21 protein-coding genes and 1 tRNA gene are annotated in these 18378 nt (G+C 72.2%); 12 read left to right on the top strand and 10 right to left on the bottom strand.

The genetic code is table 11. From position 1 onward, the window contains the following. Positions 1-5 precede the first annotated feature (5 nt). The 3 genes from ABZW32_RS04695 (at position 6) to ABZW32_RS04705 (ending at position 2221) form a co-directional block, all read left to right on the top strand. Positions 6-173, top strand: coding sequence for a hypothetical protein (locus tag ABZW32_RS04695; protein WP_158740609.1), 168 nt, complete (start codon positions 6-8; stop codon positions 171-173). 146 nt (positions 174-319) lie between these two features. Then, on the top strand, positions 320-1618 hold the full coding sequence (gene codA, locus ABZW32_RS04700; protein ID WP_356211129.1) for a cytosine deaminase: 1299 nt from the start codon (positions 320-322) through the stop codon (positions 1616-1618). Between the two features lie 9 nt (positions 1619-1627). After that, on the top strand, positions 1628-2221 hold the full coding sequence (locus tag ABZW32_RS04705) for an HD domain-containing protein (protein WP_356211132.1): 594 nt from the start codon (positions 1628-1630) through the stop codon (positions 2219-2221). 26 nt (positions 2222-2247) lie between these two features. On the opposite strand, the gene ABZW32_RS04710 is transcribed toward ABZW32_RS04705, so the two are convergent. The 5 genes from ABZW32_RS04710 to ABZW32_RS04730 form a co-directional block, all read right to left on the bottom strand. Continuing rightward, the gene (locus ABZW32_RS04710) at positions 2248-3555 is read right to left on the bottom strand and encodes a chloride channel protein (RefSeq protein WP_356211135.1); all 1308 of its coding nucleotides are present in this window, start codon (positions 3553-3555) and stop codon (positions 2248-2250) included. Further along, positions 3552-4088: a potassium channel family protein gene (locus ABZW32_RS04715; protein WP_356211138.1), complete on the bottom strand. Its 537-nt coding sequence runs from the start codon at positions 4086-4088 to the stop codon at positions 3552-3554. Before ABZW32_RS04715 ends, ABZW32_RS04710 begins: the two co-directional genes overlap by 4 nt. 193 nt (positions 4089-4281) lie before the next feature. Beyond that, on the bottom strand, positions 4282-4725 hold the full coding sequence (locus tag ABZW32_RS04720; RefSeq protein ID WP_356211141.1) for a luciferase family protein: 444 nt from the start codon (positions 4723-4725) through the stop codon (positions 4282-4284). Positions 4726-4941: 216 nt separating this feature from the next. After that, positions 4942-5015: transfer RNA gene (locus ABZW32_RS04725), tRNA-Pro, on the bottom strand. 110 nt (positions 5016-5125) lie between these two features. After that, positions 5126-6064: a metallophosphoesterase gene (locus ABZW32_RS04730; RefSeq protein WP_356211144.1), complete on the bottom strand. Its 939-nt coding sequence runs from the start codon at positions 6062-6064 to the stop codon at positions 5126-5128. Between the two features lie 67 nt (positions 6065-6131). Between ABZW32_RS04730 and ABZW32_RS04735 the strand changes: the two genes are divergently transcribed. Beyond that, the gene (locus tag ABZW32_RS04735; protein WP_356211147.1) at positions 6132-6593 is read left to right on the top strand and encodes a GatB/YqeY domain-containing protein; all 462 of its coding nucleotides are present in this window, start codon (positions 6132-6134) and stop codon (positions 6591-6593) included. Positions 6594-6689: 96 nt separating this feature from the next. Here ABZW32_RS04735 and ABZW32_RS04740 read toward each other — a convergent pair whose 3' ends face one another. Then, complete coding sequence (locus tag ABZW32_RS04740) at positions 6690-9044, bottom strand: transglycosylase domain-containing protein (protein ID WP_356211150.1); 2355 nt, start codon at positions 9042-9044, stop codon at positions 6690-6692. 397 nt (positions 9045-9441) lie between these two features. On the opposite strand from ABZW32_RS04740, the gene ABZW32_RS04745 reads away from it, so the two are divergent. Then, a complete protein-coding gene (locus tag ABZW32_RS04745) occupies positions 9442-9792 on the top strand; it encodes a WhiB family transcriptional regulator (RefSeq protein WP_030228569.1) in 351 nt (116 codons plus the stop codon). 28 nt (positions 9793-9820) lie between these two features. Here the strand turns inward: ABZW32_RS04745 and ABZW32_RS04750 are convergent, their stop codons facing one another. Then, complete coding sequence (locus tag ABZW32_RS04750; RefSeq protein WP_356211153.1) at positions 9821-11137, bottom strand: ArsA family ATPase; 1317 nt, start codon at positions 11135-11137, stop codon at positions 9821-9823. Then, on the bottom strand, positions 11130-12119 hold the full coding sequence (locus tag ABZW32_RS04755; RefSeq protein ID WP_356211156.1) for an ArsA-related P-loop ATPase: 990 nt from the start codon (positions 12117-12119) through the stop codon (positions 11130-11132). Before ABZW32_RS04755 ends, ABZW32_RS04750 begins: the two co-directional genes overlap by 8 nt. A gap of 46 nt (positions 12120-12165) precedes the next feature. Between ABZW32_RS04755 and ABZW32_RS04760 the strand changes: the two genes are divergently transcribed. The 6 genes from ABZW32_RS04760 to ABZW32_RS04785 all read left to right on the top strand — a co-directional run bounded on the left by ABZW32_RS04760 (position 12166) and on the right by ABZW32_RS04785 (position 15409). Next, entirely contained in the window at positions 12166-12327 is a 162-nt protein-coding gene (locus tag ABZW32_RS04760) for a DUF4177 domain-containing protein (protein WP_007264966.1), read from the top strand. Beyond that, entirely contained in the window at positions 12324-12797 is a 474-nt protein-coding gene (locus tag ABZW32_RS04765) for a RidA family protein (protein WP_356211158.1), read from the top strand. The genes ABZW32_RS04760 and ABZW32_RS04765 overlap by 4 nt, the downstream gene beginning before the upstream one ends. An 88-nt stretch (positions 12798-12885) precedes the next feature. Further along, complete coding sequence (locus tag ABZW32_RS04770) at positions 12886-13359, top strand: hypothetical protein (protein ID WP_356211161.1); 474 nt, start codon at positions 12886-12888, stop codon at positions 13357-13359. Positions 13360-13368: 9 nt separating this feature from the next. Continuing rightward, the gene (locus ABZW32_RS04775) at positions 13369-14271 is read left to right on the top strand and encodes an NUDIX hydrolase (RefSeq protein ID WP_356211164.1); all 903 of its coding nucleotides are present in this window, start codon (positions 13369-13371) and stop codon (positions 14269-14271) included. Next, the gene (locus ABZW32_RS04780) at positions 14268-15113 is read left to right on the top strand and encodes an MBL fold metallo-hydrolase (protein ID WP_356211167.1); all 846 of its coding nucleotides are present in this window, start codon (positions 14268-14270) and stop codon (positions 15111-15113) included. Before ABZW32_RS04775 ends, ABZW32_RS04780 begins: the two co-directional genes overlap by 4 nt. After that, on the top strand, positions 15110-15409 hold the full coding sequence (locus tag ABZW32_RS04785) for a hypothetical protein (protein ID WP_356211170.1): 300 nt from the start codon (positions 15110-15112) through the stop codon (positions 15407-15409). Before ABZW32_RS04780 ends, ABZW32_RS04785 begins: the two co-directional genes overlap by 4 nt. A 16-nt stretch (positions 15410-15425) precedes the next feature. Here the strand turns inward: ABZW32_RS04785 and ABZW32_RS04790 are convergent, their stop codons facing one another. Together ABZW32_RS04790 and ABZW32_RS04795 are read right to left on the bottom strand one after the other, a co-directional pair. Beyond that, complete coding sequence (locus ABZW32_RS04790; RefSeq protein ID WP_356211172.1) at positions 15426-16229, bottom strand: nucleotidyltransferase domain-containing protein; 804 nt, start codon at positions 16227-16229, stop codon at positions 15426-15428. A 140-nt stretch (positions 16230-16369) separates the two neighbouring features. Next, on the bottom strand, positions 16370-17044 hold the full coding sequence (locus ABZW32_RS04795; RefSeq protein WP_003981529.1) for a Crp/Fnr family transcriptional regulator: 675 nt from the start codon (positions 17042-17044) through the stop codon (positions 16370-16372). Positions 17045-17475: 431 nt separating this feature from the next. Between ABZW32_RS04795 and nth the strand changes: the two genes are divergently transcribed. Next, complete coding sequence (gene nth / locus ABZW32_RS04800; protein ID WP_356211267.1) at positions 17476-18285, top strand: endonuclease III; 810 nt, start codon at positions 17476-17478, stop codon at positions 18283-18285. Positions 18286-18378 lie beyond the last annotated feature (93 nt).

Below are 18378 nucleotides of genomic sequence, written 5' to 3' on the forward strand. Positions count from 1 at the left end.
TGATCATGTCCAAGAAGGCTCGCACCGGTCACCACGAGCATCAGGACTCCGAGCGCGCGCTGGCGAAGAACACCGCGGCCGAGGCGCGTGCCAAGGCCGCCGTGAGGGACGTCCAGTCGGTCGCCGCCAAGACGAGGGGCATGCAGCAGAAGGCCCAGTCGAAGCGCGGCTGAACGCCGCGCGGGCCGCCGCCGGACCGGCGGGGGACGACGCCGGACCGTCGTCCCCCGCCGGTCCGGCGCCCCCGTCCTGCGACGTCCGCCGCGCACCGGGCCGTTGTTTCACGTGAAACACAGTGCCGCGTGCGTACGCTGACCGCATGCGGATGATCGTGCGCGGTGCCCGGCTCCTCCACACCGATGGCCTGTCCGATGTCGAGGTCGGCGAGGACGGCCGCATCGCGCGGGTGATCCCGCACGACGACCAGAAGGAGCCGCCCGCGACCGGCGTGCTCGTCGATGCCCACGGAGGGCTGCTCACCGCCCCCTTCGTCGAGCCCCACATCCACCTCGACACCGCCCTGACCGCCGGCCGGCCGCGCCCCAACGCCTCCGGCACCCTCTGGGAGGGCATCGCCTGCTGGAGCGAGCGCAAGCGGACCCTCACCCGCGAGGACGTGATCACGCGTGCGACGCAGGTGCTGCGCTGGCAGGCCTCCCACGGCGTCCTCCACGTCCGCACCCACTGCGACGTCACCGACCCCTCCCTCACCGCGCTCGACGCGCTGCTGGAGGTCCGCGACCGGGTGCGGGACGTGATGACCCTCCAGATCGTGGCCTTCCCCCAGGAGGGCATCGTCTCCTTCCCCGACGGCGAGGCGCTGCTGCGCGAGGCCGTGGCGCGCGGGGCGGACGCCGTCGGGGCGATCCCGCACTTCGAGGACACCCGTGAGGACGGGATCGCCTCGCTGCGGACCGCGTTCGCGCTGGCCGAGGAGCACGGACTGCGCGTCGACGCCCACTGCGACGAGATCGACGACGAGCAGTCCCGGTTCGTGGAGGTGCTGGCGACCCTGGCGCTGCGCTCGGGCCTCGGCGGGCGCGCGACCGCCTCACACACGACGGCGATGGGCTCCTACAACGGTGCGTACAGCTACAAGCTCCAGCGTCTCCTGGCCCGTTCCGGCATCAACCTGGTCTCCAACCCCTTCGCCAACCTCAACCTCCAGGGCCGCTTCGACGGCTACCCGCGCCGCCGCGGCCTCACCCAGGTCAAGGAGATGCTGGCCGCCGGGGTCAACGTGGCCTTCGGTCACGACGACGTGATGGACCCCTGGAACGCGCTCGGTACCGGAAACCCGCTCCAGACCGCCCTCGTCGGCCTCTACGCCGCCCAGCTCACCGGAGCCGACGAGATCCCGGCCGCCTTCTCGATGGTGACGGACCGTGCGGCCCGTGTGCTCGGCCTCGACGCCTCGGAGTACGGGATCACGGAGGGCGCCCCCGCCTCCTTCGTGCTCCTGCCCGCGCCCACGCCTGAGGAGGCGATCCGCCGTCAGGTCCGGCCGCGCTACGTCGTATCGCGCGGCAGCGTCCTCGCCGAGACCCGGCCCGCGCCGACGCGGCTGTCCTGGCCGGGGGAGGAGCCGTCCGAGGTGGACTTCATCCCGTCCCCCTAGGGTGCCCCCATGACGTGGACCCTTCACAACCTTGACTCCGACACGGCCCGTTCGGCCTTCGAGGCCGCCTCGGAGTACGCCGATCAGGCCCTCCTCAACCACTCCGTCCGTTCCTACGCCTTCGGTGCCGAGTACGCGCGCCGGCACGGGCTCGCCCACGACGCGGAACTCCTCTACGTCAGCGCCCTGCTGCACGACCTGGGCCTGACCCCGCCCTTCGACAGCCACACCCTCCCCTTCGAGGAGGCTGGCGGGCACGTGGCCCGGATCTTCACCGCGGGGCTGGGCTGGGCGCCGCAGCGGCGGGCGCGGGCGCAGGAGGTGATCGTGCTGCACATGCGCGACGACGTCACCGCCGCCGAGGACGTCGAGAGCCACCTCCTCCAGGTGGGCACGAGCGCGGACGTCTCGGGGCTGCGCGTCGCCGACTTCGACCCCGCCTTCCGGGCCGGCCTGCTGGAGCACTACCCGCGCCTCGGCTTCGGCCCGGCCTTCCTGGCCCTGGTCGAGGACCAGGCCGTACGCAAGCCCACCTGCGCGGCGGCCGCGTACGTGGCGGGCGGCGCGGCCCGGCGCATCGCCGCGAACCCGCTGGACGCGTAGGGGCGGGCCGGTACCCGCCGGGACCCTCACCCGGCGGGCCGCGGGCCGCCCGGAAGCAGCTCGGTGGTGATCAGGGCGACCACCACCGCAATGATCACCAGCGGAGTCACGGCCGGGTTGCCCATCAGCAGGGTCACCAGCACCGCGCTGCTGACCGGCATCCGCAGCACGACGGCGGTGGCCGCCGCGAGGCCCGCCGCCACTCCGGGGACGACGCCCAGCCCCGGCAGCGGCGACAGCAGCAGCCCCGTCGCCGCGCCCAGGAACAGCGCCGGGAAGACCGGGCCGCCGCGCAGGCTGCCGAGGCACAGCGCGTACCCGAGGGCCTTGCACAGCACCACGGCGATCAGCGCGCCGATGCCCCAGGCCTGCGGATCGGCGATCAGCATGGCCAGGGTGTTCTGCCCCGAGGAGGCCACGTCCTGCGGGTCCCGGCCCGTGATCAGCGCGTACACCGCCGCGCAGGCGCCGGCGCCCAACGCGCACAGAGCCGTCCGCACCAGCGTCCGCCCCGCGACGTACGTGGCCACGGCCCGGCCCGTGGCCATCGCCGAGTGCTGGAGGACGGCCACGAGCACCGCGATCAGCAGCCCCCAGGCCACGTCGGGGGCGTCCAGCCGGGTGAACGGTTCGGGCAGCTTCGCGTTCAGCTTGCCGATCTGCAGACCGGTCCACTGGCCGAAGCCGGTGAACACCAGGGCCCCGATGCCGCTCGACAGCATGGCGGGCAGCATCACGGCGAACAACCGGACCCCGCCCACGCCCACCAGCTCGATCAGGAGCACCCCCGCGATCAACGGGCTGCCGAAGATGGCCGCGACCGCCGCCGCGGCACCCGCCGCCGCGAGCAGCGTCGTGTTCTGCGGGGTCACCGGGCTCCGCGGCAAGTCCCGCAGGAGCAGCGCCAGCCCGCCGCCGAGGGCGATCAGCGGAGCCTCCGGACCCAGGACGGCACCGAAGGGCAGGCTCGCCGCCGCCGCGAGCACCACCCCGGGCAGCACGGCCGTCGAGGCCCCGCCCATGCCCGCGCCCATGGACGCCACGGGGATGTGACCGCCCGCGCCCTTCATGTGCAGGGCGATCAGCCCGACCAGCACGCCCGCGACGAGCAGCAGCGGCAGCGGCCACCACCAGGGGGCGGAGGCCCAGCCGAAGGCGTGCGGAAGGTCGGACCACAGCGCGTGCTGGAGCTCGTGGATCCCGGCGAGGAACCAGAACGCCACCAGCGACACCGGAATGCCGACGAGCGCGCAGAGCAGCAGGGTCTTCAGGTATCCGGGGGCCTTCAGCACGTCCGCCAGCCGGAGCGCCTCCGCGGGCTGCGCCGCGCTCACGGTTCATACCGCCCCGGGCGACGGGTCAGCCCGACCCGCACCGCGCCGAAGAGCACCTTGGCGACGATGCCCACCACGATGAGGTCGGCCACCATCTGCAGGGTCGTCAGCACCCGTCCGGTGGGGGTCGTCGGCACGATGTCGCCGAAGCCCACGGTCGCGAACACCGTCACCGTGAAGTACAGGGCGTCGGTCCGGTCCAGGGGTTCCGAGAACGACTGCGGATTCCCGATCGAGAGCAGGACGTACGACGCCGAGAACAGCAGCAGGAACAGGGGCACGGCGGTGGCCAGCGCCTCGACCGCCCGCAGCCGCGGGTACTCCGACCGGCTGATGGCGGAGGCCTGCCAGGCCACCAGTGCCCCGAACAGGATCAGCCCGCCCAGCAGTGCTCCGAAGGAGAGATCGTTGAAGCCGTGGTCGAGCGGGGCCACGTAGTAGAGCGCGGTCAGCACGGTCGGCGAGGCGACGATGGACGCCAGATGGCCCAGGATGTGCAGCTGCCGCCGTCGGCCCGAGCCGTCGCCACTCATGGCGCTCCTCCCGTGCCCCGGCGGCCCGCCCCTCCGGCGTGGCCCTCCAGGCATTGCAACACCGCCCGCCCCCCGCCGCACCTCAGCCGCCGTCCCGCCCGGGAGCACCGGCTCCGGGAGCGTCGTCCGGGTGGAAGGGCCTGACCCAAGATCCGGATCAGGCCCCTGACCTGCTCTTACTCCCCAGACGGTGTCACTTCGCGCCGATCGCGTACCGGTACGACGTCTGGACGATCTGCCAGACCGTCTCCAACTCCTCCACGTTCCTGGGCCCGTAGACGAGCGTCACGTCCTGGACCGGGTGGTGTACGCCCCAGCCCGCGGCGATGACCTCGGCCTCGGCCTCCGGCGGGAGCGTGACGTGGAGCGAGCCGTCGTGGTGGGGGTGGATGTGGCCCCACTCCCGGCCCCGCTGGAAGGCCGCCGCGGGGCCCGTGCCGATGCCCTCGGGCAGGAACAGCGCACGGGCGTGCGGGACCGAGACGAGCGTGGGGGCCATGTATACGTACGGGAGCGCGCGCATCCGCTCCCACAGCTCCTCCTGGATCATGATCGGGGAGATCTGGGAGCCCTGACCGTGCGGGGCCGGTCCGAAGACGCGCGGGGCCGCGCCTTCGCGGCGGGGCAGGTGCAGCATGAGGTGTCCTTTCCGGCCGGTGACCCGGCCGAGGGCGAACGGTCGACAAAGCTGCAGCATGCGCACCCTGCACGCGCGCCTTGGTGGAGAACCGGTCGAGGACACGTCGAAGCCCGGCGGCCCCGGCCCCGCGAGGCACAACTGACCTGCCGTGACCAAGAAACGCAGGAAGGGCCTGATCCGCATTGCGGATCAGGCCCTTCCTGTCTTACGAAGTCGGGGTGGCGGGATTTGAACCCACGACCTCTTCGTCCCGAACGAAGCGCGCTGCCAAGCTGCGCTACACCCCGATGTCCACCTTGCAGGCTTGCTGCCTGGCGACATCGATTACTTTAGCGGACCCTCGCCCGGAGACGAAATCCGGTTTTCGCGGGGCCCCGGCAGGAGGGCGGAGCGGCACCTAGGCCTTGGGCGTGAGGGTCAGGAGCGTGGCCTCCGGCGGGCAGGCGAAGCGGACCGGGGTGAAGCGGTTCGTGCCGCAGCCGGCCGAGACGTGCAGGTAGGAGCGGTGCCCCCCGGCCTCGTACGTCGACAGGCCCTTCACCCGCTTGGTGTCGAGGTCGCAGTTGGTCACCAGTGCCCCGTAGAAGGGGATGCACAGCTGCCCGCCGTGGGTGTGCCCGGCGAGGATCAGCGGGTAGCGGTCGGCGGTGAAGGCCTCCAGGACCCGGAGGTAGGGGGCGTGCACCACGGCCAGCGAGAAGTCCGCGTCCGCCTCGGGGCCGCCCGCGACCCGCTCGTAGCGGTCCCGCTTGATGTGGGGGTCGTCCAGCCCGGTGAAGGCCAGCTCCAGACCGTTCAGCTTCATGCGGGCCCGGGTGTTGGTCAGGTTCAGCCAGCCGGCGGCGTCGAAGGCGTCCCGCATGTCCTCCCACGGGTTGTGGACGGCGCCGACGACCGGCTTGTTGCCGTTCAGCCCGTGCCGGCCCTGCGCCTTCTCGATCAGGTAGCGCCCGGGATTGCGCAGCCGGGGCCCGTAGTAGTCGTTCGACCCGAAGACGTACGCGCCGGGGAAGTCCATCAGCGGACCCAGCGCGTCCAGCACCTCCGGCACGCCCTCCGTGTCGGAGAGGTTGTCGCCGGTGTTGACGACGAAGTCGGGGCGCAGCCCCGCCAGGGACTGGAGCCAGGCGCGCTTCTTGCGCTGCCCGCCGACCATGTGGATGTCCGACACCTGGAGTACGCGCAGCGGCCGCATCCCTGCCGGAAGCACCGGCACCGTGACCCGCCGCAAGCGGAACGACCGTGCCTCGAATCCGGCGGCATAGGCCACTCCGGCGGCCCCCACCGCCGCGAGTCCGGCCGTGACCTTCAGGGGGACTTCGTAACGCGCGCGCATGCCCCCATCGTCGCAGACCGCGAAAACCCGCGGGCGCCGCCGTCCCCGCACCTGGCAGACTCAGTGCATGACCACGCTCAAGGCCAAGCTCCAGGAAGACCTCACCACCGCGATCAAGGCGCGCGACGAACTCGCTTCGTCCACCCTGCGCCTGACCCTCTCCGCCATCACCAAGGAGGAGGTCGCGGGCAAGGAAGCGCGCGTGCTCTCCGACGACGAAGTCCTCAAGGTGATCGCCAAGGAGGCGAAGAAGCGCCGCGAGGCCGCGGAGGCCTTCGCCCAGGGCGGCCGCGACGAGCAGGCCGCGCGGGAGACCGCCGAGGGCGAGTTCCTCGACGGCTACCTGCCCAAGCAGCTCAGCGACGACGAGCTCGTCGCGATCGTCGCGCAGGCGGTGGAGGAGGCCAGGGCCGCGGGTGCCGAGGGGCCGCGGGCCATGGGCGCCGTCATGAAGATCGTGAATCCGAAGGTGGCCGGTCTGGCCGAGGGCGGCCGCGTCGCCGCCGTCGTCAAGCAGCAGCTCGCGTAGCGGCGGACTGCACCGGACCGGACCGGGAGTACATGAAGAAGGGGAGGGCCCCGGCGGAACCGTCCGCCGGGGCCCTCCCCTTCTTCGCTTCTACCGCTACTGCGGCTCCGGGCCGCCGATCAGGCCGGCCGCGGTGCCGCCGGTGACGGGGTCGGTCGCGCCGCCCCCCGTGGCGCCGCCGAAGAGGCCTCCGGTGGGTCCGGCCGCCGTCGCGCCGCCGGGGCGGTTGTCCCCCGGCTTGTTGTCGCCGCCGGGCTTGCCCGGCTTCCCGGGCTTGCGCGGGGTGGTCGGCTGGGTCGGGTTGTTCCGGCCGCCGTTGTTGCCGCCGTTGCCGTTGTTCCCGCCGTTGCCGCCGCCACCGCCCGGAACCGAGGGCTCCGGGATGTTGACCGTGACGAATCCGGGGGCCTCGCGGCCGGACAGCGAGCCGGAGACCGCGTCCTTCCAGATCGGGCCGGGCAGACCACCGCCGAAGACCTTCGGGTAGTACTGACCGCCGATGGTGATGTCCTCCATCGTGATCTTCTTCGCGCCACCGGAACCGACCCACACGGCGCCGGACAGGTTCGGCGTGTAGCCGACGAACCAGGCGTTGTAGCGGTTGTCCGTGGTACCGGTCTTGCCGGCGTTGTCGCGGTCGGTCAGACCGGCCCGCTCACCCGTACCGGAGTCGACCACTCCGCGCAGCAGCGTGTTGATCGTGTCGGCGGTGTCCTGGGACATCGCCCGGTCGCACTTGGTCTTCGGCACCGCGAGGGCCTTGCCGTGGGCGTCGGTGATCGACTCCAGCGCGATCGGGGTGCAGTAGATGCCCCGGTTGGCGAAGGTGGCGTAGGCGTTGGCCATCGTCAGCGGGGACATCTCGGCGGCGCCGAGCGCGATGGACGGCTCCTCGGGCAGCTTCACGCCGCTGGCCGGGACCACGCCGAGCTTCTGCGTCATCTCCGTGACCGGGCACAGCCCGATCTCGGAGATCATCTGCACGAAGTACGTGTTGATGGACTTCTCCATCGCCGTCTTCAGCGCGTACGGACCCTGCTCCTCCGGGGTCTCGTTCTCCGCCGTCTGCAGCTTGCCGTTGGCGAGCGGCAGGTTCTGCCAGTTCGACCCGTCGCACCGGGACACCGGGCTCGGGTACTCCATCTTGTTCGGCGCCGAGTACACCTTCGTCGGCTCCATGCCCCGCTCTATGGCGGCGGCGGCGATGAACGGCTTGAACGTGGAGCCGACCTGGAAGCCGAAGTTGGAGCCGCCCATCCGCTTGTCCACGGAGTAGTTGATCTGCGTCTCGTTCTTCCCGAAGCCGTACGGCTTCGACTGACCCATCGCCAGCACCCGTCCGGTGCCCGGCTGGACCATGGTCACGGCCGTCGCGATCGAGTCGTCCTCGTGGACGTGGTCCTTGATCGAGGCGTTGGCGGCGTCCTGAGACTGCGGGTCCAGCGTCGTGCGGACGGTCAGACCGCCCTGGTTCCAGATCTTCGCGCGCTCCTCCCGGGTCTTGCCGAAGACCGGGTCCGACAGGAAGGTGGCGCGCACGTAGTCGCAGAAGAAGCCCGCGCCCTTGACCGCGGTGATGCAGCCGTTCTTCGGCCGGGTCACCTTCAGGGTCACCGGCTTCTTCTTCGCCTCGTCCGCCTCCGCCTGCGAGATGTCCTTCATGTCGGCCATCCGCTGGAGGACGATGTTGCGGCGCTTCATCGCCTCCTGCGCGTCGTTCACCGGGTCGAACCGGCTCGGCGACTGGACGACGCCGGCGAGCAGCGCCGACTCCTCCAGGGTCAGGTCCTTGGCCGGCTTGCTGAAGTAGCGCTGCGCCGCGGACTCGATCCCGTACGCCTGCTGGCCGAAGTACGTGATGTTGAGGTAGTTCTCGAGGATCTTCTTCTTCCCGAGCTCCTCCTCGACCTGGATCGAGTACTTCAGCTCGCGGATCTTGCGTCCGAGGCTCTTCTCCTGGGCCTCGCGGACCTTCGACTCGTCGTCACCCGCCTCCTCGACGAAGACGTTCTTGACGTACTGCTGCGTCAGCGTGGAGGCGCCCTGCGCGGCGCCGCCCTCCTGCGCGTTCCGGTTCACCGCGCGCAGGATGCCCTTGAGGTCGACCGCGCCGTGTTCGTAGAAACGCGAGTCCTCGATCGCGACGATCGCCTTCTGCATGTACGGCGAGATGGCCGTGAGCGGGACCACCTGCCGGTCCCGTGAATAGACGGTGGCGATCAGGCCACCCTCCGCGTCCAGAATCGTGGTGCGCTGGCTCAGCGGAGGGGTCTTCAGATTGGCCGGGATCTCGTCGAAACCCTCGACGGTCCCCTTGGCCGCGAGTCCCAGCGCGCCTGCGCCCGGGATCGCGATGCCGGCGAGTACGACTCCGGAGAGAACGGACACCCCGAGGAACTTGGCGGCCTGCTGTGGCCCCGTGAGCCCGCCGCCCGAGCGCTTCTTTCCCATGGAGGGCAGCCTACGTTCTCATTCGCCGGACACACGCGAATGCCTTGGCCTAAGCTGACCCCAACTGTCACAGGAGCGCGGTGCCACATCAACCCCCCGGCTTGATTTTCACCCTTCCCGAATGGGGTGGACACATGTCCGAATCCCGCCCTTCCCGCTGACGGCCCTGCACCGGCCCGTTCCCGATTTCACCCGAATCGCCGGAATGGTCGGGCATGTCGCCGGATCACTCCGTCGGGTGATCTGCCGCTTACCCATAGTCCGTTCGGACCATTCAAGATTGGGCCCGTCGGGGGTGTTGCACTGTGCCCGCCTTCCGTAACGTCCTCAACTGGCAGCGGTGAATATGCCGCTACCGCCGTGGGGGAGCCTCGATTCGGGAGAGGACGGCGCCGGGATGGGCTGGGTTACCGACTGGAGTGCGCAGGCAGCCTGCCGCACTACCGATCCGGATGAACTGTTCGTTCAAGGAGCGGCACAGAACAGGGCCAAGGCGGTGTGCACCGGATGTCCGGTGCGGACCGAATGCCTGGCCGACGCGCTCGACAATCGTGTCGAGTTCGGAGTGTGGGGCGGAATGACCGAGCGGGAACGACGCGCCTTGTTGCGCAGGCGTCCCACCGTCACCTCGTGGCGACGGTTGCTCGAAACCGCCCGCACGGAGTACGAGCGCAGTACGGGCATCCTGACCGTGGATGTCGACGCGGAGATCGACGTGTCGTACGAGACGTACGCGGCAGCCGGGTAGCCACCCGGACGCCACGTCGTACGAACGCCTATGTTCCGGCCGGAACACCGGCCGCGAGTCGCTCTCCGATGGCCCGCAGCCCGGCGAGGTCGTGTACATCGCCGGGCAGGGCGGCCACTTGGGCCACCGCCACTTCGGGGTGCAGTGAAGTGAAACGGTCGCGGGTGCGCTGTTCGCGCGCGATCACCTGCATGCGTTCGGCGTGCAGGCGCAACAACCCTGCCGTGATCTCGTCCACCTCGGTGACGGCGCGCGCGTCGTCCGTGTGGGGTGCGTCGGGTGCTTCCGGTTCTCCGGAGGTCTTCGGTGCGTCGTCCACGCCGGGGGAGCCGTCGTCGTCGGCGTCACGAAGTCCAGCTTTCCCGGACTCCTGATCGACAATGCCGCCTTCTTCAAGATTCTCTGCGGCGGCCAGGGCCCGCTCGGCGGACAGCCGTGCGGCATCGCTCCCGTGTACCCGGTTCAGCACCAGGCCGGCCAGCGGCATCCGCTCCGCCGCCAGCCGTTCGACGAAGTACGCGGCCTCGCGCAGGGCGTCCGGCTCGGGGGCGGCGACCACGAGGAAGGCCGTGCCGGGAGCCTGGAGCAGCCGGAAAGTCGCGTCCGCGCGGGTGCGGAACCCGCCGAACATCGTGTCCATCGCGGCCACGAAGGTCTGCACGTCCTTCAGCAGCGAGGCGCCCATCAGCTTGCTCAGCGTGCCGGTCATCATCGACATGCCGACGTTCAGGAACTTCATGCCGGCCCGCCCGCCGACCTTCGCCGGAGCCATCAGCACCCGGATGAACTTCCCGTCCAGGAAGGACCCGAGCCGCTTCGGCGCGTCGAGGAAGTCCAGCGCGGACCGGCTCGGCGGGGTGTCCACCACGATCAGGTCCCAGTCGTCCTTGGACCGCAGCTGCCCCAGCTTCTCCATCGCCATGTACTCCTGCGTGCCCGCGAAACCGGCCGACAGGGACTGGTAGAAGGGGTTCGCGAGGATGGCCCGCGCCCGCTCGGCGTCCGCGTGCGATTCGACGATCTCGTCGAAGGTCCGCTTCATGTCCAGCATCATGGCGTGCAGTTCGCCGCCCCCGCCGGACACGCCCGCCACCTTGCGCGGGGTGTTGTCGAGCGAATCGATGCCCATCGACTGGGCCAGCCGGCGCGCCGGGTCGATGGTCAGCACGACCACCTTCCGTCCGCGTTCGGCCGCCCGGACACCGAGCGCCGCGGCCGTCGTGGTCTTGCCGACCCCGCCCGCCCCGCAGCACACGATGATCCGGGTCTTCGGGTCGTCCAGCAGCGCGTCGACCGCCAGTCGCGCGGGAGTGTCCAGGCCCACGGTGTTCCCACCCTCACTCATCGGCGTCCGCCTGCTTGCGGAGCTCCGTCGCCAGCTCGTACAGCCCGGCCAGCTCCATCCCCGACCCGAGCAGGGGAAGTTCGTACGTCGGCACGTCCAGCCCCGCCAGCACCTGGCGTTGCTCCCGCTCCAGCTCCACCCGGCTCGCGTGCTCCGCGGCCTGCGCCAGCAGCGGCTCCACCAGCCGCTCGGCCAGCCCGCCCCGCCGCGCGCTCCCGAGCCCGGCCCGGGACAGGGCCCGGGCGATGTCGGGCCGGTGACCCTCTGCGGCCTCGCGGAGCGTGCCCTCGTCCACGTGGTGCGGGCGCACCATGTTGACGAAGACCCGGCCCACCGGAAGCCCTGCGTCCAGCAGTTCCGCGATGCCGTCCGCGGTCTCCTGGACGGGCATCTCCTCCAGCAGGGTCACCAGGTGCACCGCCGTGTCGGGTGACTTGAGCACCTTCATCACGGCCTGCGCCTGGTTGTGGATGGGCCCGAACCGGGCCAGCCCCGCCACCTCGTCGTTGACGTTCAGGAAGCGGGTGATCCGCCCGGTCGGCGGCGCGTCCATGATCACGTGGTCGTAGACGAACCGTCCCGCCTTGTCCTTGCGCCGGACCGCCTCGCACGCCTTGCCGGTCAGCAGGACGTCCCGCAGACCGGGCGCGATGGTCGTGGCGAAGTCGATCGCCCCGAGCTTCTTGAGCGCCCGGCCGGCGGAGCCGAGCTTGTAGAACATCTGGAGGTAGTCCAGCAGCGCCCGTTCCGCGTCGATGGCGAGCGCGTACACCTCGCCCCCGCCCCCGCCGGGCGCGACGGCGATCTTCCGCTCCTCGTAGGGGAGCGCCTCCGTGCCGAAAAGCTGTGCGATGCCCTGCCTGCCCTCGACCTCCACGAGAAGAGTCCGCTTGCCCTCGCGTGCGAGGGCGAGCGCGAGTGCCGCGGCGACCGTGGTCTTGCCGGTGCCGCCCTTGCCGCTGACCACCTGGAGCCTGCTCACAGCGTCCGAGCCTAACCACTCCCGCCCAGGCATTACGCTCGGGCCCATGACCAAGAAGTTCGAATACGCGACGGTGCCCCTGCTGGTGCACGCCACCAAGCAGATCCTCGACACCTGGGGCGAGGACGGCTGGGAGCTCGTCCAGGTCGTGCCCGGCCCGAACAACCCCGAGCAGCTCGTTGCCTACCTCAAGCGGGAGAAGGCATGAGCGGCGTCGTCGAGGCGAGGATCGCCGAGCTCGGCCTGACCCTGCCCGAGGTCGTTCCGCCGCTGGCCACGTACCAGCCGGCCGTGCGGTCGGGTTCCTACGTGTACACCGCCGGCCAGCTCCCGATGGTGCAGGGCAAGCTGCCGCTGACCGGCAAGGTCGGCGCGGAGGTCTCCGCGGAGCAGGCCAAGGAGCTGGCCGCGACCTGCGCGCTGAACGCGCTGGCCGCCGTCAAGTCCGTGGTCGGTGACCTGGACAAGATCGCCCGTGTCGTCAAGGTCGTCGGCTTCGTCGCCTCGGCCCCCGACTTCACGGCCCAGCCGGGCGTGCTGAACGGCGCGAGCGAGCTGCTGGGCGAGATCCTCGGCGAGAAGGGCGTCCACGCGCGCAGCGCGGTCGGCGTCGCCGTCCTCCCGCTGGACGCCCCGGTCGAGGTCGAGATCCAGGTCGAGCTGACCGCTTCGGCCTGACGCGCCACTCCCCGCGGGGGCGTCGCTCGCACCGCTCGGCCCCGCGCCGCCCCACCGGACCCCGTCCGGCGGGGCCGGCGCGGGGCCGGTGCCGTCTCTGTCCGCGGCGGCGCCGTCCGGCGCCGTGCCGGTGTGGGCGGTCCCCGGGCCGGCACCGCCCGTCTCCGGCCCTGCGGCGCCGCCCGGCGGAGCGGGCCTGCGCGGCGGTCTTGTGTCCGGGCTGCGCGGTGGCTTCCTGTCGGGCCTGCGCGGCGGCTTCCTGTCCGGCCCGCGCGGCGGCCTCGTGCCCGGCCCGCCTGGCGGCCTCGTGCCCGGCCCGCGCGGTGGCTTCCTGTTCGGCCCGCCTGGCGGCCTCGTGCCCGGCCCGCCCGGCGGCTTCCTGTTCGGTCCGCGCGGTGGCTTCCTGTCCGGCCCGCCCGGCAGCCTCGTGCCCGGCCCGCCCGGCGGCCTCCTGCCCGGCCCTCGCCGCGGCCTCCTGTTCGGCCCGCGCGGCGGCCTCGTGTCCGGCCCGCGCCGCGGATCCGGCCGGGTGGGCCTCGAACATCGGGCCGGATGGCCGTAGCATCCGGCCATGCCGAATGGTCAGCACGGTCCGTCGTCCAGCCAGCCCGCCGGAGGCCAGTGGTACCCCCCGGAGTGGCCCGACCGCATCCGCGCGCTCGCGGACGGCGCGCTCACCCCGGTCGCGCCCAAACGCGCCGCCACCGTGATGCTGCTCCGCGACACCCCCGCCGGCCCGGCCGTGCACATGCTGCGCCGCCGTGCCTCCATGGCCTTCGCCGGGGGCGCCTACGCCTACCCCGGCGGCGGGGTCGACCCCCGTGACGAGGACCGCCGCATCGGCTGGGCCGGCCCCGGCCTGGACGCCTGGGCGGACCGCCTCGGCACCGACGCCGCCACCGCCCAGGCCATCGTCTGCGGAGCCGTCCGCGAGACCTTCGAGGAGGCCGGCGTACTGCTCGCCGGGGAGACGCCGGGCACCGTGGTCGGCGACACCACCGGTGACGACTGGGAGGCCGACCGCGAGGCCCTCGTGGCGCGCGAGCTGTCCTTCGCCGAGTTCCTGGAGCGGCGCGGCCTGCTGCTGCGCTCCGACCTGCTCGGGGCGTGGGCCCGGTGGATCACCCCGGAGTTCGAGCCCCGCCGCTACGACACGTGGTTCTTCGTCGCCGCCCTCCCGGAGGGCCAGCGCACCCGCAACGCCTCCACCGAGGCCGACCGGACCGTCTGGATCCGCCCCTCGGAGGCGGCCGCCCGCTACGACGGGGGCGAGCTGCTGATGATGCCGCCCACCATCTCCACCCTGCGCTCCCTGGAGCCCCACGCCAGCGCCGCCGCCGCGCTGGCTGCGGCCGCCGCGCAGGACCTGGCGCCTGTACTGGCGCAGGCCGCCCTCGTGGACGGCGAGCTGGTGCTCAGCTGGCCGGGGCACGACGAGTTCACCAAGCGCGTCCGCCCGGGAGGCACCGCATGACCGACGCCGCCGTACTCCCCGGCCAGCCCCGCGGAATGGTCTCCTCCGGGCCGGCGACGGTCCGTGCCGTCAACGTCCTGGCGCCCAACGCCTCCGCGATGACCCTGGACGGCACCAACACCTGGCTGGTCTCCGAGCCGGACTCCGAGCTGGCCGTCGTCATCGACCCCGGCCCGCTGGACGAAGCCCACCTGCGGGCCGTCATCGCCACCGCCGAACAGGCCGGCAAGCGCGTCGCGCTGACCCTCCTGACCCACGGCCACCCCGACCACGCCGAGGGGGCCGGCCGCTTCGCGGAGCTGACCGGGACGAAGGTCCGCGCCCTCGACCCCACGCTCAGGCTCGGCGACGAGGGCCTGGCCGCCGGGAACGTGATCCGCACCGGTGGCCTGGAGCTGCGCGTCGTGGCGACCCCCGGCCACACCGCCGACTCGCTCTGCTTCCACCTGCCCGCCGACCGGGCCGTCCTCACCGGCGACACCATCCTGGGCCGCGGTACGACCGTGGTCGCGCACCCCGACGGCCGCCTGGGGGACTACCTCGACTCCCTGCGCCGCCTGCGCTCCCTCACCGTCGACGACGGGGTGACCACCGTGCTCCCGGGGCACGGGCCGGTCCTGGAGGACGCGCAGGGCGCCGTCGAGTACTACCTGGCGCACCGCGCCCACCGGCTCGCACAGGTCGAGACGGCCGTGGAGAACGGCTTCGTCACCCCCGAGGCGGTCGTCGCGCAGGTCTACGCCGACGTGGACCGCTCGCTCTGGCCCGCGGCCACATGGTCCGTACAAGCACAGCTGGAGTACCTTCGTGATCACGGACTGATCCCGGGGGGACCTGAATGAACACCCTGTACGTACTGCTCGCGCTGCTCGCCGCTGCCGGCTGGATCACCTCGACGGTCAGCCTGCGCATGCGCGCCCTGACGGACAGGGCGGACCGGCTGGAGCGCCGCCTGGGCCTGGTGCTGGACCACCTGGGCATCGAGGAGCCGGAGCCGGCCGGGATGGACGAGGTACGGGCGCTGGCGCGCGACGGCCGCGACGTCTCGGCGATCAAGCGGTACCGCGAGATCACCGGCGCCGGTCTGGCGGAGGCGAAGCGGGCCGTCGACGCCCTGGCCCCGGCGCGGAGCGCGTAACGGGCTCCGCCGCGGCCTACCGGCGCGGCGCCTTCGTACCGTGCCGGGCCGTGTACTCGTCGGCGAGCCACGGCCCGAGGTCCTCGACGTACCGGCGCACCACGGCAGGGTCCTCGACCGGGGCCAGCGCCACGACGGCCGCCGCCCGCATCTGGTCGGCCCGCTGCGGGTAGTACCGGGCGAAGACCTCAGCTGACTCGGTGAGGTCGCTGGTCCAGCCGCCCCAGCGGGGCATGACCAGGGTGAACCCGGTGCGCACGAGGTGCCGGGCGAAGGCCCGGCTCAGCCGGCGGTAGTCGGCCGGTTCCGAGGCCGCCTCGAAGCGTTCGCGCCAGCGGGGCAGTACGCGGGCCAGGTCGCCGTTGGTCTCCCGGGCCAGGACGCCGTCCGGCCGGTACCGGGGCAGGTGCTCGGCCAGGTCGTCCCCGAGCAGCGGCGTGCACAGGCAGGCCAGGAACCAGCCCAGGTCGTGGCGTTCCCGCTCGCTCAGCAGCCGGTCCGTGCCGTACAGCAGGACGCCGACCCCGTCGATCTCCGGGAAGTCCTGGTCGAGCCCCTGGCCCAGCACCTCCGCGATGTCGCGGTCGTCGTGGGCGGGCTCGTCGTGCAGGGCGATCAGCAGGTCGAGGTCGGAGCGGCCGGGGCGGGCGGTGCCGCGCGGCACGGACCCGTAGAGGTAGGCGCTGTGGAGCCGGCTCCCGTAGGCCTCGGCGATCCGGCCGCGCGCGGCGGCCACGAGGCCGGTGAACGCGGGCTGGATCAGCCCCAGGGACCCCTCCCGCTCGAAGTACCCGTACGCGTCCAGACCCCGGTTTTCCATGATCCCCACTGTGCCCCTTTCCGGGGGTCGCCGCGGAGCCCTTCTCCAGGGCGCGGCGGACGCGCGGAGGGGCCCCGCCCGGCTTGCGGACAGGACCCCTCCACGACCGCGCCGGGGCGCGGCGGCCGACGCCGGTGGCGTCAGCGCGAGCGCTTGGCGAGCCGCTCCACGTCCAGCAGGATCACGGCGCGCGCCTCCAGGCGCAGCCAGCCGCGGCCCGCGAAGTCGGCCAGGGCCTTGTTCACGGTCTCGCGGGAGGCGCCGACGAGCTGGGCGAGCTCCTCCTGCGTCAGGTCGTGGACGACGTGGATGCCCTCCTCCGACTGCACGCCGAAGCGGCGCGACAGGTCGAGGAGCGCCCGGGCCACCCGGCCCGGAACGTCGGAGAAGACCAGGTCGGACATCTGGTCGTTGGTCTTGCGCAGGCGCCGGGCGACGGCGCGCAGCAGCGCGGTCGCGACCTCGGGCCGGGCGTTCAGCCACGGCTGCAGGTCACCGTGGCCGAGGCCGAGGAGCTTGACCTCGGTCAGCGCGGTGGCGGTGGCGGTGCGCGGGCCCGGGTCGAAGAGCGACAGCTCGCCGATCAGCTCGCCGGGGCCGAGGACGGCCAGCATGTTCTCGCGACCGTCGGGGGAGGTGCGGTGGAGCTTCACCTTGCCCTCGGTCACGACGTAGAGCCGGTCGCCGGGATCGCCCTCGTGGAACAGGGCGTCACCGCGTGCGAGCGTCACCTCGCCCATGGAGGCGCGGAGCTCCGCGGCCTGCTCGTCATCGAGCGCCGCGAACAGCGGGGCGCGCCGCAGAACGTCGTCCACGAGTCTCTCTCCTATGTCGACCAGCTCAGGGGACCGGTCTCCCATTTTGCCGGACGGCTCAAACAGTGCGATCAATCACTACCAAGGATGCCGGACGGACGCCCGTGCTGTGTGGTGAGCGGCCGATCGGGGTGGTGTTACCTGAGGTCCGGGCGGGTGTCGGCGCCCGGCCTTAGGCTGGCCGGGTGTCCAATAAGCCGGTGAGAGCACAGGCCAAGGGGTCCGCAGGAGTGACGGCGGCCCAAAATTCAGCCGTGGGCGAACAAGCCCCCGCGGAGGCGTCCGGCGGGTCCCGGCCGACCCCTCAGGGCAAAGCTTCGGCCAAGAAACCGCCGGGCGCGGCGGCGCGCGCGACCGCGGACAAGACGGCGTCGAGTACCCCGTCGAGGCCCGCGTCGAGGACCGTGAACGGGACCCCGGCGGCCTCCCGGGTGCCCGCCCCCGCCCGGAGCAGCGCGAAGGGCAAGGCCGAATCCCGCCTCGCGATGGTCCGGCGGGCCCGCCGCATCAACCGGGAACTGGCCGACGTGTACCCGTACGCCCATCCGGAGCTGGATTTCCGCAATCCCTTCGAGCTCCTGGTCGCCACCGTCCTGTCCGCGCAGACCACCGACCTCCGCGTGAACCAGACGACCCCCGCCCTCTTCGCCGCCTACCCGACCCCCGAGGACATGGCCGAGGCCGTGCCGGAGGAACTGGAGGAGCTGATCCGGCCGACCGGCTTCTTCCGGATGAAGGCCAAGTCCCTCCTCGGCCTGTCGCAGGCCCTGCGCGACCGCTTCGGCGGCGAGGTCCCCGGCCGGCTCGAAGACCTGGTCACCCTGCCCGGCGTGGGCCGCAAAACGGCGAACGTGGTCCTCGGCAACGTCTTCGGGGTCCCCGGGATCACCGTCGACACCCACTTCGGGCGCCTCGCCCGCCGGTTCAAGTGGACCGAGCAGGAGGACCCCGAGAAGGTCGAGGCGGAGATCTGCGCGATCTTCCCCAAGAGCGAGTGGACGATGCTCTCGCACCGCGTCGTCTTCCACGGCCGCCGCATCTGCCACGCCCGCAAGCCCGCCTGCGGCGCCTGCCCCATCGCCCCGCTCTGCCCCGCCTACGGGGAGGGCGAGACGGACCCGGAGAAGGCGAAGAAGCTGCTGAAGTACGAGAAGGGCGGCTACCCGGGCCAGCGCCTGTCCCCGCCCCCGGACTACCCGGGCCTCCCCGCCTCCCCGGCGGGAGCCCGTACGGAGGCCTGAGCACGACCAGGGGCGTACGGCCGGACGGGCCGCCGGGCCCATCGGCGGGGGCGTGCGGCGGGACGGCCGCACGCCCCCGCCGGAACGAATCGG

The organism is Streptomyces sp. NPDC004667, from assembly GCF_040609475.1.
In the GTDB taxonomy this organism is placed as follows: domain Bacteria; phylum Actinomycetota; class Actinomycetes; order Streptomycetales; family Streptomycetaceae; genus Streptomyces.

What these genes read in the sequence shown, in the direction of transcription:
- ABZW32_RS04790 (WP_356211172.1), bottom strand. Translation starts at nt 16,229, where the DNA reads ATGGAAAACCGGGGTCTGGACGCGTACGGGTACTTCGAGCGGGAGGGG.
- ABZW32_RS04745 (WP_030228569.1), top strand. Translation starts at nt 9,442, where the DNA reads ATGGGCTGGGTTACCGACTGGAGTGCGCAGGCAGCCTGCCGCACTACC.
- ABZW32_RS04740 (WP_356211150.1), bottom strand. Translation starts at nt 9,044, where the DNA reads ATGGGAAAGAAGCGCTCGGGCGGCGGGCTCACGGGGCCACAGCAGGCC.
- ABZW32_RS04780 (WP_356211167.1), top strand. Translation starts at nt 14,268, where the DNA reads ATGACCGACGCCGCCGTACTCCCCGGCCAGCCCCGCGGAATGGTCTCC.
- codA (WP_356211129.1), top strand. Translation starts at nt 320, where the DNA reads ATGCGGATGATCGTGCGCGGTGCCCGGCTCCTCCACACCGATGGCCTG.
- ABZW32_RS04735 (WP_356211147.1), top strand. Translation starts at nt 6,132, where the DNA reads ATGACCACGCTCAAGGCCAAGCTCCAGGAAGACCTCACCACCGCGATC.
- ABZW32_RS04750 (WP_356211153.1), bottom strand. Translation starts at nt 11,137, where the DNA reads ATGAGTGAGGGTGGGAACACCGTGGGCCTGGACACTCCCGCGCGACTG.
- ABZW32_RS04775 (WP_356211164.1), top strand. Translation starts at nt 13,369, where the DNA reads ATGCCGAATGGTCAGCACGGTCCGTCGTCCAGCCAGCCCGCCGGAGGC.
- ABZW32_RS04705 (WP_356211132.1), top strand. Translation starts at nt 1,628, where the DNA reads ATGACGTGGACCCTTCACAACCTTGACTCCGACACGGCCCGTTCGGCC.
- ABZW32_RS04785 (WP_356211170.1), top strand. Translation starts at nt 15,110, where the DNA reads ATGAACACCCTGTACGTACTGCTCGCGCTGCTCGCCGCTGCCGGCTGG.
- ABZW32_RS04715 (WP_356211138.1), bottom strand. Translation starts at nt 4,088, where the DNA reads ATGAGTGGCGACGGCTCGGGCCGACGGCGGCAGCTGCACATCCTGGGC.
- ABZW32_RS04720 (WP_356211141.1), bottom strand. Translation starts at nt 4,725, where the DNA reads ATGCTGCACCTGCCCCGCCGCGAAGGCGCGGCCCCGCGCGTCTTCGGA.
- ABZW32_RS04730 (WP_356211144.1), bottom strand. Translation starts at nt 6,064, where the DNA reads ATGCGCGCGCGTTACGAAGTCCCCCTGAAGGTCACGGCCGGACTCGCG.
- ABZW32_RS04760 (WP_007264966.1), top strand. Translation starts at nt 12,166, where the DNA reads ATGACCAAGAAGTTCGAATACGCGACGGTGCCCCTGCTGGTGCACGCC.
- ABZW32_RS04695 (WP_158740609.1), top strand. Translation starts at nt 6, where the DNA reads ATGTCCAAGAAGGCTCGCACCGGTCACCACGAGCATCAGGACTCCGAG.
- ABZW32_RS04765 (WP_356211158.1), top strand. Translation starts at nt 12,324, where the DNA reads ATGAGCGGCGTCGTCGAGGCGAGGATCGCCGAGCTCGGCCTGACCCTG.